17 protein-coding genes and 2 pseudogenes are annotated in these 13,747 nt (G+C 63.3%); 6 read left to right on the top strand and 13 right to left on the bottom strand.

Annotated features, from left to right (window positions below; genetic code table 11):
* The 4 genes and pseudogenes from VNZ93_RS18940 to VNZ93_RS24960 all read right to left on the bottom strand — a co-directional run.
* Positions 1-1,368: RNA polymerase sigma factor region1.1 domain-containing protein (locus tag VNZ93_RS18940; protein ID WP_325708722.1), on the bottom strand; the 1,368-nt coding region annotated here is incomplete at its 3' end.
* A gap of 226 nt (positions 1,369-1,594) precedes the next feature.
* Positions 1,595-3,541: a DNA primase gene (gene dnaG, locus VNZ93_RS18935; protein ID WP_325708720.1), complete on the bottom strand. Its 1,947-nt coding sequence runs from the start codon at positions 3,539-3,541 to the stop codon at positions 1,595-1,597.
* A 181-nt stretch (positions 3,542-3,722) separates the two neighbouring features.
* A pseudogene (locus VNZ93_RS18930) lies at positions 3,723-3,920 on the bottom strand (transglutaminase family protein); the annotation flags it as partial.
* Between the two features lie 34 nt (positions 3,921-3,954).
* Positions 3,955-4,029: pseudogene (locus tag VNZ93_RS24960) on the bottom strand (hypothetical protein); the annotation flags it as partial.
* Positions 4,030-4,201: 172 nt separating this feature from the next.
* Here VNZ93_RS24960 and VNZ93_RS18920 point away from each other — a divergent pair.
* Entirely contained in the window at positions 4,202-4,984 is a 783-nt protein-coding gene (locus VNZ93_RS18920) for an N-formylglutamate amidohydrolase (RefSeq protein WP_325708717.1), read from the top strand.
* 3 nt (positions 4,985-4,987) lie between these two features.
* Here VNZ93_RS18920 and VNZ93_RS18915 read toward each other — a convergent pair whose 3' ends face one another.
* On the bottom strand, positions 4,988-5,497 hold the full coding sequence (locus VNZ93_RS18915) for a hypothetical protein (protein ID WP_325708714.1): 510 nt from the start codon (positions 5,495-5,497) through the stop codon (positions 4,988-4,990).
* Between the two features lie 162 nt (positions 5,498-5,659).
* Here VNZ93_RS18915 and ppa point away from each other — a divergent pair, with 162 nt between their 5' ends.
* The gene (gene ppa, locus VNZ93_RS18910; protein WP_325708711.1) at positions 5,660-6,193 is read left to right on the top strand and encodes an inorganic diphosphatase; all 534 of its coding nucleotides are present in this window, start codon (positions 5,660-5,662) and stop codon (positions 6,191-6,193) included.
* A 6-nt stretch (positions 6,194-6,199) separates the two neighbouring features.
* On the opposite strand, the gene VNZ93_RS18905 is transcribed toward ppa, so the two are convergent.
* The 4 genes from VNZ93_RS18905 to VNZ93_RS18890 all read right to left on the bottom strand — a co-directional run bounded on the left by VNZ93_RS18905 (position 6,200) and on the right by VNZ93_RS18890 (position 8,176).
* Positions 6,200-6,667: a phage holin family protein gene (locus VNZ93_RS18905; RefSeq protein ID WP_325708709.1), complete on the bottom strand. Its 468-nt coding sequence runs from the start codon at positions 6,665-6,667 to the stop codon at positions 6,200-6,202.
* A 2-nt stretch (positions 6,668-6,669) separates the two neighbouring features.
* Positions 6,670-6,972 (bottom strand): hypothetical protein, encoded by a 303-nt coding sequence (locus VNZ93_RS18900; RefSeq protein WP_325708706.1) that lies wholly within the window; start codon positions 6,970-6,972, stop codon positions 6,670-6,672.
* Between the two features lie 143 nt (positions 6,973-7,115).
* Positions 7,116-7,844, bottom strand: coding sequence for a methanethiol S-methyltransferase (gene mddA, locus VNZ93_RS18895; protein ID WP_325708703.1), 729 nt, complete (start codon positions 7,842-7,844; stop codon positions 7,116-7,118).
* 44 nt (positions 7,845-7,888) lie between these two features.
* Positions 7,889-8,176, bottom strand: coding sequence for a hypothetical protein (locus VNZ93_RS18890; RefSeq protein WP_325708700.1), 288 nt, complete (start codon positions 8,174-8,176; stop codon positions 7,889-7,891).
* Positions 8,177-8,296: 120 nt separating this feature from the next.
* On the opposite strand from VNZ93_RS18890, the gene VNZ93_RS18885 reads away from it, so the two are divergent.
* A complete protein-coding gene (locus VNZ93_RS18885) occupies positions 8,297-9,478 on the top strand; it encodes an alpha/beta fold hydrolase (RefSeq protein ID WP_325708697.1) in 1,182 nt (393 codons plus the stop codon).
* Between the two features lie 60 nt (positions 9,479-9,538).
* Positions 9,539-10,243, top strand: coding sequence for an FABP family protein (locus VNZ93_RS18880; RefSeq protein WP_325708694.1), 705 nt, complete (start codon positions 9,539-9,541; stop codon positions 10,241-10,243).
* Between the two features lie 70 nt (positions 10,244-10,313).
* On the opposite strand, the gene VNZ93_RS18875 is transcribed toward VNZ93_RS18880, so the two are convergent.
* Together VNZ93_RS18875 and VNZ93_RS18870 are read right to left on the bottom strand one after the other, a co-directional pair.
* On the bottom strand, positions 10,314-11,105 hold the full coding sequence (locus VNZ93_RS18875; RefSeq protein ID WP_325708691.1) for a crotonase/enoyl-CoA hydratase family protein: 792 nt from the start codon (positions 11,103-11,105) through the stop codon (positions 10,314-10,316).
* Positions 11,106-11,158: 53 nt separating this feature from the next.
* Entirely contained in the window at positions 11,159-11,386 is a 228-nt protein-coding gene (locus VNZ93_RS18870) for a hypothetical protein (RefSeq protein ID WP_325708688.1), read from the bottom strand.
* Positions 11,387-11,492: 106 nt separating this feature from the next.
* Here VNZ93_RS18870 and gcvA point away from each other — a divergent pair, with 106 nt between their 5' ends.
* The gene (gene gcvA / locus VNZ93_RS18865; protein ID WP_325708685.1) at positions 11,493-12,425 is read left to right on the top strand and encodes a transcriptional regulator GcvA; all 933 of its coding nucleotides are present in this window, start codon (positions 11,493-11,495) and stop codon (positions 12,423-12,425) included.
* A gap of 12 nt (positions 12,426-12,437) precedes the next feature.
* On the opposite strand, the gene VNZ93_RS18860 is transcribed toward gcvA, so the two are convergent.
* Entirely contained in the window at positions 12,438-12,890 is a 453-nt protein-coding gene (locus VNZ93_RS18860; protein WP_325708682.1) for a GatB/YqeY domain-containing protein, read from the bottom strand.
* 160 nt (positions 12,891-13,050) lie between these two features.
* On the bottom strand, positions 13,051-13,383 hold the full coding sequence (locus VNZ93_RS18855; RefSeq protein ID WP_325708679.1) for a YnfA family protein: 333 nt from the start codon (positions 13,381-13,383) through the stop codon (positions 13,051-13,053).
* 53 nt (positions 13,384-13,436) lie between these two features.
* Between VNZ93_RS18855 and VNZ93_RS18850 the strand changes: the two genes are divergently transcribed.
* A partial coding sequence (locus VNZ93_RS18850; RefSeq protein WP_325708677.1) for a carbamoyl-phosphate synthase domain-containing protein occupies positions 13,437-13,747 on the top strand: 311 nt, incomplete at its 3' end.

Below are 13,747 nucleotides of genomic sequence, written 5' to 3'. Positions count from 1 at the left end.
CGCGGTGATGATCTCGTCCTTCAGCTTCTTGTATTTGCGCTCCTGCGAGGGCGACAGCGACTCGTTCTGCAGGCGGTTGGCGATGTCCTGTTCCTGCAGCTTGCGCAGCTTCTTGTATTCGTTGGCGACGGTGTCGAAGGTCTCCAGCACCTTCGGCTTGAGTTCGAGCTCGATCGCGGCGAGCGACATCGAGTTCTCGAACTCGTCATCCTCCATGTCCGCCTCGGCGGCGAGTTCGCCCGGATCCTTCTCCTCGGCGTCACCGGCCGGCGCGGCCTTGAACGGCGTTGCGCCCGTGGGTGCGGACGGGGGCGATGCTTCCTGCGCGATCTCGGCGCCGGGCAGCGGCTTGCCGTCGGGACCGACGGGCGCCGGCATCTTCGCATCCGGGCCGGCATAGGTCGCTTCCAGGTCGATGATGTCGCGCAGGAAAACCTTGCCCTCGTTCAGTTCGTCGCGCCAGATGATGATCGCCTGGAAGGTCAGCGGGCTTTCGCACAGCCCTGCGATCATGGCCTCGCGGCCGGCCTCGATGCGCTTGGCGATCGCGATTTCGCCCTCGCGCGACAGCAGCTCGACCGAGCCCATCTCGCGCAGATACATGCGCACCGGATCGTCGGTGCGTTCGGACGGCTCCTTGTCGGACTTGACGATCAGCGGCTTGGACGTGACCTCGACCAGCTCGCCGCCCTCATCGTCGTCATCCTCCTCCTTCTCGGCGTCGTCGTCGGAGGCCTCATCCTGCTCGATCACGTTGATGCCCATCTCGGACAGCATCGAGAGCGTGTCCTCGATCTGCTCGGAGGTGACTTCCTCGGAGGGCATCACGGCATTGAGCTGCTCATAGGTGATATAGCCGCGCTTCTTTGCCTGCTTGATCATCTTCTTGACGGCGGCGTCGGAGAGATCGAGCAGCGGCAGCGGAGTGTCGGGCGTAGCTTCCGTATCCTTGTCGCTCTCGTCCTTGCCTGCGGCCTTGGCTTTCACGGCCTCCTTCTCGGAGACGGCTTTGGCGCCGGCTTTCAGGGCTGCGGTACGGGAAACTTCAGGACGCATCGGCGAAACTTTCGAAACAGGGACGGCTTTAGGGGCGGAGGCAGAAGATTTCGGAGTGGTTTTTTCGGCGGCTTTTTCAGCGGTCTTGTCAGCAATCCTGGAAACAGTGGCGGACTTTGGAGCGGTCTTGGCGGCCTCTTTGGCGGAGGCCTTGGGCGCGGATTTTGCCGATTCCTTGGCCTTCGGTTCGGGCTTGGGTGCAGGTTTGGGCGCGGACTTCCCGGAGGCGCCTTTCAAAAGCGACTTGACGGTGTCCTTGACGGACTTCTTGACCTTGGCCGCCGTCTTGCTGGCCGCGCTCTTGCTCGCCATGAAGTTTCTCTCTCCCGCGGCGGGGGGCCCGCCGTTTCGATCACCCCTACCCTATGGCGCGGGACTCGATTTTATAGCGAGTCCTGCCCTTGAGGGTGGCCGAATCAACACACTTACTCTCGCGGGGGCTCGTTAAGTGGGGATTAACCCCGTAACCCCTTGGCAATTGGCCAGAAAGTCCATCTACCAAAAAAAGCCCCGAAAGGGGCCATTTTCACCTAACACCCTAAACACCGCGCACTGGCCGCCCGGAGGAGGCTCCAAATCCCTCGATCAGCGCCTCGGTTCCCTCCAGCGCCGCGAGCCTGTTCTGTACGTCCCGGATCCAGGCCAGATTGGCTTCGCTCGGATCGTCACCGAGCGCGCGCTCTGCGTCCTTAAGCTCTCTATTTAGCGTGCGTGTCTTGCGATGCAAGGTAACGATATGTGCCCACCATTGGGCCACGTCGGCCTCGCCCGCTCCCGGCCGTGCCGGCCAGTCAGAACGGTGGGTGATCGCAGCCCGCACCCGCGAAATCAGCGGGTCAAAACCGCGCTGCGAGAGGGTTTCCTGCAGTTTTCGCGGATCGAGCACGACTTCGCCCGAGGTGGCCTCGAGGATCGCCCGCCGCACCTGATCGGTGTCGGGGTGGATCAATTCGAGCTCGGCAAATTCCTCGGTATGGGTCTCGAGCAGCCAGGGATGCTCGATCACCGCGATCAGGATCAGGGCTTCGCGGGGCGAGACGGCACTCCGAAAGCCCCGTACCAACGGGCTTTGACCGAGCCGCGGCGAAAGCGGTGCCAAAGGTTCGCGCATCCTGCGCTGCGGACCGGCGCGCCAATCGGAACGGCCTCCACCGCCGCCGCGACGGCCCCTCGGCTCGAAACCGCGGCTGCGCTCGAAGCCGCCCGCCTGCAGCGCCGGCATGAACAGCGCGCGGACGCGGGCCTCGAAATCCTGCCGGTAATATTTGCGAACCGCCTCATGCCCAATGGTGCCGAGGATCTCCCCGATCCGGGCTTCCAGCGCCGCGCGACGCTCCGGCGTATCGAAGGACGCGCTCTCGGTCTCCCGCATCCAGAGCACATCGGCGAGCGGGCGGGCACTTGCGAGCACTTCGTCCATCGCCGCACGCCCGCCGGACCGGATCAGATCGTCGGGGTCCTGCCCTTCCGGCAGCATCGCGAAAGCGAGGCTCTTGCCCGGCTGCAGCTTCGGCAGCGCAAGATCGACGGCACGATAGGCCGCGCGCCTCCCGGCCTTGTCGCCGTCGAAACAGAGCATCGGCTCGTCGGCAATCTTCCAGAGGAGACCGAGCTGCTCTTCGGTGAGCGCCGTGCCGAGCGGCGCAACCGCGCCGTCGAAGCCTGCGGTCACCATCGCGATCACGTCGACATAGCCTTCGACCACGATCAGCGGCTTGCCGTCATGCGCAGCGAGCCGCGCGGACGCGCCGTTGAACAGGATCGAACCCTTGTGAAACAGCGTGGTTTCCGGCGAGTTCAGATATTTCGCCGGCACATCCTTTTCGAGCGCGCGGCCGCCGAACGCGATCAGGCGTCCGCGCCAGTCGGCGATCGGAAACATCACGCGATCGCGGAAGCGGTCATACGGCACCGGAATATCGTCGCCATGGACCAGCAACCCGGCCTCGATCATGTCCTCGACCGGCACGCCCTGCTGGCCGAGATGTTCCTTCAGCGCGAAGCGATCGGGCGGCGCATAGCCCATGCGAAAGCGCAATTGCGTCTCCGGACCGAGCCCGCGGTCGGCGAGATAGCCACGCGCTTTTGCACCCGCGCGAGACTGCAAGGTCGCCTCGAAGAATTTCGATGCGAGATCGACCACCTCGTACAGCGACTTGCGCCGCTGCTCGCGCACCTCGTCCTCGCGCGAGACCTTCGGCATCGGCAGGCCGGCCATGGTGGCGAGCCGCTCGACCGCCTCCGGAAAGCTCACGCCCTCGGTCATCATGATGAAATCGAAGATCGAGCCATTCTTGCCGGACGAGAAATCGAACCAGGCCTGCTTCTGGTCGTTCACGAAAAACGAGGGAGTCTTTTCCTGATTGAACGGCGACAGCCCGCGCCATTCACGCCCGGCTTTCTTCAGCTTCACGCGCCGGCCCACCACCTCCGAGACCGGCAGGCGGGTGCGGATTTCTTCCAGGAACTGGGGCGGGAAGCGCATGGGATGGCTATAGCCGAATCGACGGGATTTGGAGATAGCGGCCAAGTTGGGGGCTTTTGAGACCAGCGGGTTTTGCCGCGCAGATGGCAGCTTTCCGGAATTATCAACGGTTATCCACAGCCGAGCGTGAAATACACGCCGGTTCCGGAGCGCCACGCCCCGCGCACGGAATGACGTCGGCTCAGTTCTGCGTCTCCGGCACGACGCGGATATTCACCTTCATCTCCAGATGATCGGACGCGTCGCCGGTATACCCCGAGAGCGGAATCGCCTGATGCGGCTCGCGCGCAACCGCCACGCGGATGAGATCGGCGTTGCCGACGACGCCGTTGGTCGGATCGCATTCGATCCAGCCCGATCCTGACCTGTTCGCCGAGCACCCGCAGATCGTGACCGTCGCGCGGCCGCAGCATCATCCGATGCTCGCCAAAAGAGACCGGCCGCGCGTAGCGGTATCCGGTCTTGTGGTGGATGGTCAGGACCGGCATGGACATCCCCAGGGGGCTTGTACAGACTTCCGCTCAACGCTCTTGCCTCAGGAAAGCAAGAATCGTGGCAATTGTGCCTAACGCTTGAATCCTGCACGCTCAGTGAGCTCCAGTTGATCCGCGACAGCGCTGTCTGATTTTTGAGCATTCCAGGATACGCGAGCATTCCGACATGACCCGCCTTCTGACACCCGACGAGCCGCCCGCCGTCGTCACGCTGCGGCCCGAGGGCACATCCCCGTTCCTCTTGGTCAGCGATCATGCCGGGCGGCGCATTCCCCATGCACTCGGCGACCTCGGCGTGTCCGAGAGCGAACGGCGCCGCCATATCGCATGGGATGTCGGCATCGAGCCGGTGGTGCGGTTCATGGCCGACGAACTCGACGCGCATGCGATCCTGCAGCCGTATTCGCGGCTGGTGATCGACTGCAACCGGCCGTTTCACGCGCCGACATCGATCGCGCCGATCAGCGAGAGCACGCCGATACCCGGCAATGTGAAACTGACAAAAGACGAGATCGAAGCGCGGCAGCGCGAAATCTTCCTGCCCTATCATGCGACGATCGCGGCAGAGCTGGACCGGCGCGAGCAAGCGGCGCTGCCCGCCTTTCTGGTCGCGATGCATTCCTTCACGCCGGTGTTCAAGGGCGTGAGCCGCCCGTGGCATTCCGGCGTGCTCTACAATCGCGACTCGCGCTTCGCGGCTTTCGTGCTTCGCCTTCTGCGTGAAGAGGACGAAATGACCGTCGGCGATAATGAGCCCTACATGGTCACCGACGACACCGACTATACCATCCCCGTTCATGGTGAGCAGCGCGGCCTGCCGCATGTCGCGATCGAGATCCGCCACGACCTGATCGAAACCGAGGCGGATCAACGGGCATGGGCGCAGCGGATGTGTCGCGTGCTGATAGAGGCAAAGCGCCTGCGCGACGAGAGCTACGGCGTCGCCTGACGCTCAGCCCGCGCCGGATGCACACCGCGCGAGTTGCGCAAGCGCGTCCGACAGTCCGGTCAGAGCGGTCTCGTAGCGGCGGCCGCCGACCTCGATGACCAGCGGCTGGTCGGTCAGCTTCGACATGATGCCGGTCGCCTGCGGCCCGGTCGGATCGGTCGAGGCAAAGGCGGGGCCTTCGGTCATCGCCTTGACGGCTCCGACGGTTTGCCCGCCCTGGCGGAAAATCATCTCGGTCGCACCACCCGACGGCGGCTGCGCCTGATCGACGACAAGCACGACCGCTTCCGGCCCGCTGCGCACGAAGGAAAGCCCGAAGGCATGCGGTTTGCTGCCGGCCTTGCCGGTGGAACAGACCTTCGCGCCATTCGGATGCACGCGCAATTCGGTCAGCCAGCCGCCATCTGTCTTCCATGATTGCGTGAGAGCACCCTGTGCCGAAGCAACGGAAGGAAGGCCGGTTGCCGCCCCGAGGATCGCGGCAATGGCGCATGATGTCAGACGAAAGTTCATTTCAGGTTCTCCGCACGCAACGTTGAATCGCGCTATAGCGGCGGCGCGTGTACGAACCGTCGGCGACTTTCGTGCAATTTGAAATGTCCGCCGCATCCCGTCGCGTCACGTTTCCCGGAACCACGTTGTCCGACAGGTTCCATCACTAGTTCGAGGCTTAGAATGGACATCTCCCGCATCACATCGGGACAGAACCCGCCGAAGGATATTCACGCGGTGATTGAAATCCCGCTCGGCGGCGTGCCGGTGAAATACGAGATCGACAAGGACTCCGGGGCGTTGTTCGTCGATCGCTTCCTGCACACGGCGATGTTCTATCCGGGCAATTACGGCTTCGTGCCGCATACCCTGTCCGCCGACGGCGATCCCTGCGACGTGCTGGTGGCCGGCCAGGTCCCGGTGGTGCCGGGCGCGGTGATCCGCTGCCGTCCGGTCGGTGCGCTGGTGATGGAAGACGAAGCCGGCGGCGACGAGAAGATCCTCGCGGTGCCGGTCGATGCGCTGCATCCGTTCTATGCGGGCATCCAGAGCTATCGCGACCTGCCGCCGATCATGTGCGAGCAGATCGCGCACTTCTTCCAGCACTACAAGGATCTGGAAAAGGGCAAGTGGGTGACGATCGTGCGCTGGATCGATGCCGATGGCGCCGAGAAGCTCGTGATGGAAGCGATCGAGCGATACAAGAAGGGAAAGTAGGAGGGACTACTTCCCCTCGCCCTTCGGCCTCTTCAGAAAATTCATCAGCAGCGTGGCCAGCGGAATGATGATCGACGGCAGCGCGCTGTCGATCGGATGCCGCAGCGCCTGACCGAACGAGGCGATGTCCGCCTGAAGCAACCGCGCATCGGCCTGCAGGGCCTGCATGGTGTTGTCGTGAATCTCGTTCGCGAGTTCGAGTTCGCGTCCCGGCTTCCTGCTGTTGGCGATCAGCATCAGGATGCCGGCGATGACGAAATTCACCGCGCCGAGGATGAGCGCGGCCGCAATCGTATTCCAGTATTCGCGCAGCGCGTAGAAGGCGGCGACCTCGAACATCAGAAGGCCGATCACGGCAAGCAGCCCGGCGGCGGCGTTCAGGCCCCCGCGCGCGATCACGTGTCGCATCTTGATCTCGGCGATCGCCCGCTCCGTCCGCCAGAGCACGCGCAGATTATTGATGAAGCGGTCCATGATTATCTCGCTCGCGACATGAGATTGGCGACCAGCACGCCGAGCAGAAACGCTGCGGCGACCGATGCGAAGGGGTGCGCGGCCACGATGTCCTCGGCCTCGTCGGCGGCTTCGCCGAGCCGGTCCTGCAGATCGCTCAGCACACGCTCGATCTCGCCCCGCGCATCGTCGGGCGGAGGCGGCGCTGCTTTCGCCTGCGCGGCAGCGGCGGTCGCGGCGTCGTTGTCTTCAGCGACGCGCGGCACCTGCCGCAACTCGCGGCGCAGCTTTTCCAGTTCGTCCTGAAGATCGCCCTTCTTCGCCATTGCCAGAATCATCCGCCAAACGCTGCGGCATTCTGCGCTCAATCGCGAGGCCGTTCAAATGCCACGGTTAATGGCGGGCAAACGCAACACGGCCGGCGCGATGGTGATCGCGCCGGCCGTTCGATCGACGAGTCTGTGCTTCCTCACGCTCTCCAGAACGGAATGAGCATCGACACGCGTTCGCGATAGCGCCGGTAGTCGTCGCCGAACGCCGCCGTGAGATCGCGCTCCTCCAGCATGATCCCGACCAGGATGTACGCCGTGGTGACGGCGGCAAAGAGCAGATGCCCCTGCGTCATGACCGGCGTCGCCCAGAACGCGATCACGAAGCCAAAATAGATCGGATGCCGAACCAGCTTGTAGAAGCCAGGCGTCTTGAATGTCGCGGCCGTCATGGTCTTGCCGGTGAGATTGTAGATGACCTGCTGCAAGCCGAACAATTCGAAATGGTTGATCATGAAGGTCGAGAGCAGCACGATCAGGAAGCCGGCGAGCGACAGGCCGAGCAGCACGGGCGCCAGGATCGGGTTGCTGACCTGCCAGACGATCTCGGGCATCGGCCGCCACTGCCACAGGATCAGCGCGAGCGCGAGCGTCGCAAACAGCACATAGGTCGGCCGTTCGATCGCCTCCGGCACGAACCGTGTCCACCACCGCTTGAATTGCGGACGTGCCATCACGCTGTGCTGAAGTGCGAACACGGTCAGCAGCACGAGATTGACGACCAGCGCCTGCGCGGACGGCACGACCGGACCGCTGTCGATTGTCTTTGGAACAACGAAACCGGTGACGAAGCCGATCGCGTAAAGGAAGGTGACGAGAAAGAAGGCGTAGGACAGGACGCCGTAGAGCAAGGCTGCGAATCTGGACATGACGATCTCCTGCGCATTGGCATTTTCGGCGCGCTGCACGGCCGTCAGTGCAGCGATGTGACGGCGATTTTGAGCGCATCGGGACCGCAGATGACGCAGTCGCCGATGCCCGCCGGGATCAGAATGAACGCGGCCACGATTGCCGCAGCGCCGATGATCGGCGTCAGCAACCGCGCGCAATGTTGTCCCGCGCGCAGCCGCGATACCCGGCGCATCCGGCGCAAACGGCGATGGCAATAATCGTAGTCGATACGGTTATCGGCGAGGCGGCGGGGCTGCGCGTGGGCCATGGTCTGCTCCATCGGTTTGATGCCAGCGACCATGCCGGGCATCCGGGCGCACCGCTTTGAGAGCCGATCGATTTGTCCTTGAGAGCGCCTTGATTTCGTGTCCCCAAATTTTGCGATAGCATGACCGCAAAGGCACCGGGACCGCGACGGCGAGCGATCAAGATGCTGTTTTCATTCGAAGACTTCACGATCGACGTCAGCCGCCGGGAATTGCGGCGCGGCGCGGCTCCGGTTGCGGTCGAACCACAGGTGTTCGACCTCCTCGTCTATCTGATCGAAAACCGCGACCGCGTGGTCAGCCGTGACGACCTGATCGCATCGGTCTGGGGCGGCCGCATCGTTTCGGAATCCACGCTCGCGAGCCGCATCAATGCCGCTCGTCAGGCGCTCGGCGATAGCGGCGAAGCGCAACGGCTGATCAAGACGATCCAGCGCAAGGGCATCCGCTTCGTCGGTGAGCTCCGCGACGGCGGTCGCGTAGCGGCGCCGACCACTGCGAATGCCGTACAGGACGTGACCTTCTGCAAGACCGCGGACGGCGTGCACCTCGCGGTCGCGACCAGCGGCAGCGGTCTTCCGGTCGTGAAATGCGCGAACTGGCTGAACCACATCGAATATGACTGGCAGAGCCCGATCTGGTCTCCGTTCATGCGCGAATTGTCGAGCCGCTTCCGGTTGATCCGTTACGACGAGCGTGCGACCGGCCTCTCCGACTGGAACGCGGAGGACATCTCGTTCGAAGCGTTCGTGCAGGATCTCGAGGCGGTGGTCGACCATCTCGGCATCGAGCGCTTCGCGTTGATGGGCATGTCGCAGGGCGCCGCGGTGTCGATTGCGTACGCGACGCGGCATCCGGAACGGGTGTCGCGGCTTCTCATCTGCGGCGGCTACGCGCAGGGCTTTCGCAAACAGGGCAATCCGATTCAGGCCGGTCAGCGCGAGGCGCTGGAGTCGCTGGTGCGGCACGGCTGGGGACAGGACAATCCCGCCTTCCGGCAGGTTTTCACCTCACTCTTCATTCCCGGCGGCACGCCCGAGCAGATGCAGTGGTTCAATGACCTGCAGCGCATCTCGACCTCGCCCGAAAATGCGGTGCGTCTCCTGGGCAGCTTCGGCGATATCGATGTCGTCGATCTCCTGCCCAAGGTGACAGTGCCTACGCTGGTGCTGCATGCACGCAACGACGCGCGCGTACCGTTCGATCAGGGATTGATGCTCGCGCGCGGCATTCCCGGCGCCCGCTTCGTGACAATCGACAGTGCCAACCACGTCGTGCTGTCGCACGAACCGGCGTGGGAGCGCTATGTCGCGGAGATCGCCGGCTTCCTCGCGCAGGATGGTTGACGCATCCCGGCCCGGACGGTTTGCTCCGTTCACGCAAATCGAGATTCCAAGAGCAGCAGCATGGTGATCGCGCGACCTGACATCTTCACCGAGCCGTCGGACGTTGACCCCGACACGCTCGCCAATCTCGGGCCGTTGCGGCCGCTGGCCGGCGTCTGGCGCGCGGAGAAAGGCGTTGACCTGAACCCGAAGGCCGACGGACCGGAGCGGCGCGTCTTCATCGAAACGATCCACATGCAGCCTATCGATCCGCAGACCAACGGTCCGCAGCTTCTCTACGGGATGCGCTATCACATCCACATCAACACCGCCGAGGAAGACATCACCTTCCACGAACAGGTCGGCTATTGGCTGTGGGAGCCGGCGACCGGCCTCGTGATGCAGACGCTCGCCATCCCGCGCGGTCAGGTTGCGCTGGCTTCGGGCCATGCGAAGGCCGACGACAAGACGTTCTCGGTTTCATCGAAGCGCGGCGATACGGATTACGGAATCTGCTCGACCGATTTCCTCGAGACGTCGTTCCGGACCGATGCCTACCGGATCGACATCACCTGCAATGCGGACGACACCTGGTCCTATGTCACGCACACGATGCTTGCAGTCCACGGCGCGGAGCCGGCCTTCGACCATACCGACCGGAACACGTTGCAGCGGATCGCCCCGCCGCAGAAAAATCCGCTGGCGATTATCGTGGCGAAGAGGGCTCAGGCCGGACGATCTGACGCTCCCGGCATTCGACACGGCGGCGACCAGCGCGGCCGATGAGAAACCGCCCCCGAAAGGCCCTTCATCACCGCTCCCGGTCCCGTAACGGAGGCGACGTGGATTTAGCAGTTCAGCGCCCGCTGTATTTGGGTGCTCGACGGCTTATCCACGCATCGAGTGCTTCTCGGTTATCGCGGGTGGGTACCATCCGCGCGAACTGCTCGCCTTCGATCGCGAGGCCTTCCGCGATCGAAGCATTGAGGCCGCGCGTCACCGCCGTGATGATCCGTGAGGCGGCGAGCGTGGAATGGCGCAGGATGCGCTCGGCCAGTTCGAACGCCGCCGGGATCAGTTCCTCGTGGGCGACCACGCGATTGACCAGACCGATCTCATAGGCGCGCTGCGGGGTGAACGTGTCCCCGGTGAGCAGAAGCTCAAGAGCCCGCTTTCGCCCGGCGAGGCGCGGCAAGCGCTGTGTTCCACCGAACGTGGGCGGAATTCCAATATTGATTTCCGGCTTGGCGAATGACGCGCGCTCGCTCGCAACCGCCAGGTGAACGGCTTCGGTGATCTCGCAGCCGCCGCCAAAGGCAATACCGTTGACGGCAGCGATGATGGGCTTTGGAAACGACTCCAGGCGCGATGTCATCGCCTGGCCTCTCCTGACGAATGCCTTCATAGCCGCATCAGGGCCTTGCCTGATGCTCTCGGAAAACTCGTGGATGTCGCCACCGGCAGAAAATGCACGATCGCCCGCTCCGGTCAGCACAACAGCATGAACGCTCGCGTCATCCTCGATGTCGTCGAGAATGTGCATCAGGCGGTCGATCATTGCATAGTTCAGGGCATTCAGTTTTTCGGGACGATTGAAGGTCAGCAGCGCGATCGCGCCACGCCTTTCGTTCAACACCAGCTCAGTCATGTTTGGATCTTTCCCGGAATTGCTTCCGTCAACGGGGCGAGCACAGCGCGGCGTCAGGGCCTGAAGCTGCGGTTGCGCATGAGATGCGCGATCATCTTTCGCTCCATCTCATCGGTCAGCTTCTGCCCTGAAAGATACAGGTCGCGCTTCGCCGCCCGTGCGGCCCTGCGATCGCGGACATATCGGATCGAAGCCCCGACAACGCCGCGCAGGAAATCGCCGACCCGTGCTGCGCCGGCGGCGCGCAAACGCGCAACGTCATACCCTGCCAAGTCGCTCATGAACCTGCCCTCCATTTATGAGGTTTTCTCAGAACAGGTTTCAATTTCGGCCTGCTTTAGCTATGTTACAAACGATATTAACTCGCGATTATTATGAGATAATCTCATGCATGGAATTCCCCCGCTGAATGCGCTCCGCGCGTTCGAAGCGTCCGCGCGGCACTTGAGCCTGACGAAGGCCGCGCAGGAGCTGAACGTCACGCCGGGCGCGATCAGCCATCAGTTGCGCGGTCTCGAAGAGTTGCTGCGCGTCAAACTGTTCGAACGCGGAGTCCGCAAGATCGCACTCACCCCGGCCGGCAAGATGCTCTATCCCGGCATACAGAGAGGCTTCGCTCACATCTCGGACGCGGTGGCCGACCTGAAGCAATCCACCAGCCAGCAAGTACTCGTCGTCAGCACCTCACCCGGACTGACTTCGAAGTGGCTGGTACCGCGGCTCTATCGCTTCACGAGCGAGCATCCCGACATCGACGTCCGCATTTCGTCCTCGCTTCAGAACGCCAATTTCACAACCGACGGCGTGCACATCGCGGTGCGGAACATGCCGATCGATGGCGTGTCCGATTCATCGCTGGTGATCGAGAGATTGTTTGAAATAAAGCTCGTGCCTGTGTGCAGCCCGCGCCTGATCGACGCCAAGGGTTCGATGCCAACTCCGCACGCGCTGGCCAAGATGCCGCTTATTCACGATGACACGCTGGCGCAGCGCATCACCATACCAACCTGGGCGGACTGGTTCAGGGCGGCGAAAGTCGGAAAAATCGATCTGGGTCGCGGGCTGCATTTCGATAGCCCCGATCACGCGCTTAACGCTGCCACCGAGGGCGCAGGCGTATTGCTCGCCCCAGACATACTGGCCTACGACGACTTGCGTACCGGCCGACTGGTGATCCCGGTGCCGCTCGCCGTGTCTTCAGGCCGCGCCTACCACCTGGTTTTCCCCAAGCGCGAGAGGCGGCGGCGCGCAGTCGAGGCCTTTAGCGGCTGGATCAAAAACGAAGCTGCGAAGCTCGATCCGAGCTATCAGCTTCGCTGAAGCTCTGCGCCCTCAGCCGCCGAGCTTGCCCTTCACCATGGCACTGGCCTTGCCGAAATCCATCTGGCCCGCGAACTTCGCCTTCAGCATGCCGACCACCTTGCCCATGTCCTTCATGGCGGCGGCGCCGGTTTCCGCAATCGCGGCTTCGATCGCAGCCACCATCTCGCTCTCGGACATCTGCTTCGGCAGATAGGCGGAGATGATTGCAATCTCCTCACCCTCCTGCTGCGCCAGTTCCGGACGGCCGCCCTTCTCGTACAGCTCCTTGGATTCCTGACGCTGCTTGATCATCTTCTGCAGCACCGGAAGGAGATCGGCGTCGGACAGGGTCTTGCCGGACGCGCGCGCCTCGATATCGGCATTCTTGAAGGTGGAGTTGACGAGGCGGAGCGTCGCGATCTTGCGCTCGTCCTTGGCCTTCATCGCCTCCTTGAGGGCGTTGTTGATGTCGTCGCGCAGCATGGGCGTTCTCCCTTCACCGCAGCGGCTTCACCTGAGACGAAGCGGGCGGCATCGCAGTCGGCCTGCATGTACCGCCCGCGCGCGCAAAATCCAAGGGTTCCGGATTTTGGTGTGCCGGATGCAAGCATGCCGGCCCGCGGGTCCCCGCGGTTTCAGCTGTTCAGGCCGGCACCGGTCGTGGGCCGTAGAGGATCACCGCCGCACCCACGACGCAGAGCGCGGCGCCGATCAGGTCCCAGCGGTCCGGACGCGCGCCCTCCATCGCCCACAGCCAGGCGAGCGATGCCGCGATATAGACCCCGCCATAGGCGGCATAGGCCCGGCCGGCATGGGACGCATCGACGAGGGTCAGAAGCCACGCGAACAGCGCGAGCGCGCCGAGACCCGGGATCAGCCACCAGACCGGTTGGCCGAGCCGCAACCACGCCCAGAACGAGAAACAGCCCGCAATCTCCGCGAGGGCCGCACAGATATAGACAAAAGCTGATCTCATATCTGTCAATCCGGGGTTGGCATTGCGGTCCGGGACGATTATTCAGGCCGCTTATGAACACCCTACACGATTCCGGCTGGGCGGAGCCTAAGGCGACCGCACTCCTAGTGCTGGCCGACGGCACGGTCTTCGAAGGCCATGGCTTCGGCGCGACCGGCTCCGCAGTCGGCGAGGTCTGCTTCAATACCGCGATGACCGGATATGAGGAGATCCTGACGGACCCCTCCTATGCCGGTCAGATCATCACCTTCACCTTCCCGCATATCGGCAATGTCGGCACCAACGACGAGGATATCGAGACGGTGAACATGGCGGCGACGCCGGGTGCCCGTGGCGTCATCCTGCAGGCGGCCATCACCGACCC

Origin of the sequence: Pseudorhodoplanes sp. (genome assembly GCF_035565795.1) — a bacterium.
Taxonomy (GTDB): Bacteria; Pseudomonadota; Alphaproteobacteria; order Rhizobiales; family Xanthobacteraceae; genus Pseudorhodoplanes.
Note: the sequence above shows the minus strand (reverse complement) of the source record. Positions and strands in the feature narration are given on the sequence as shown.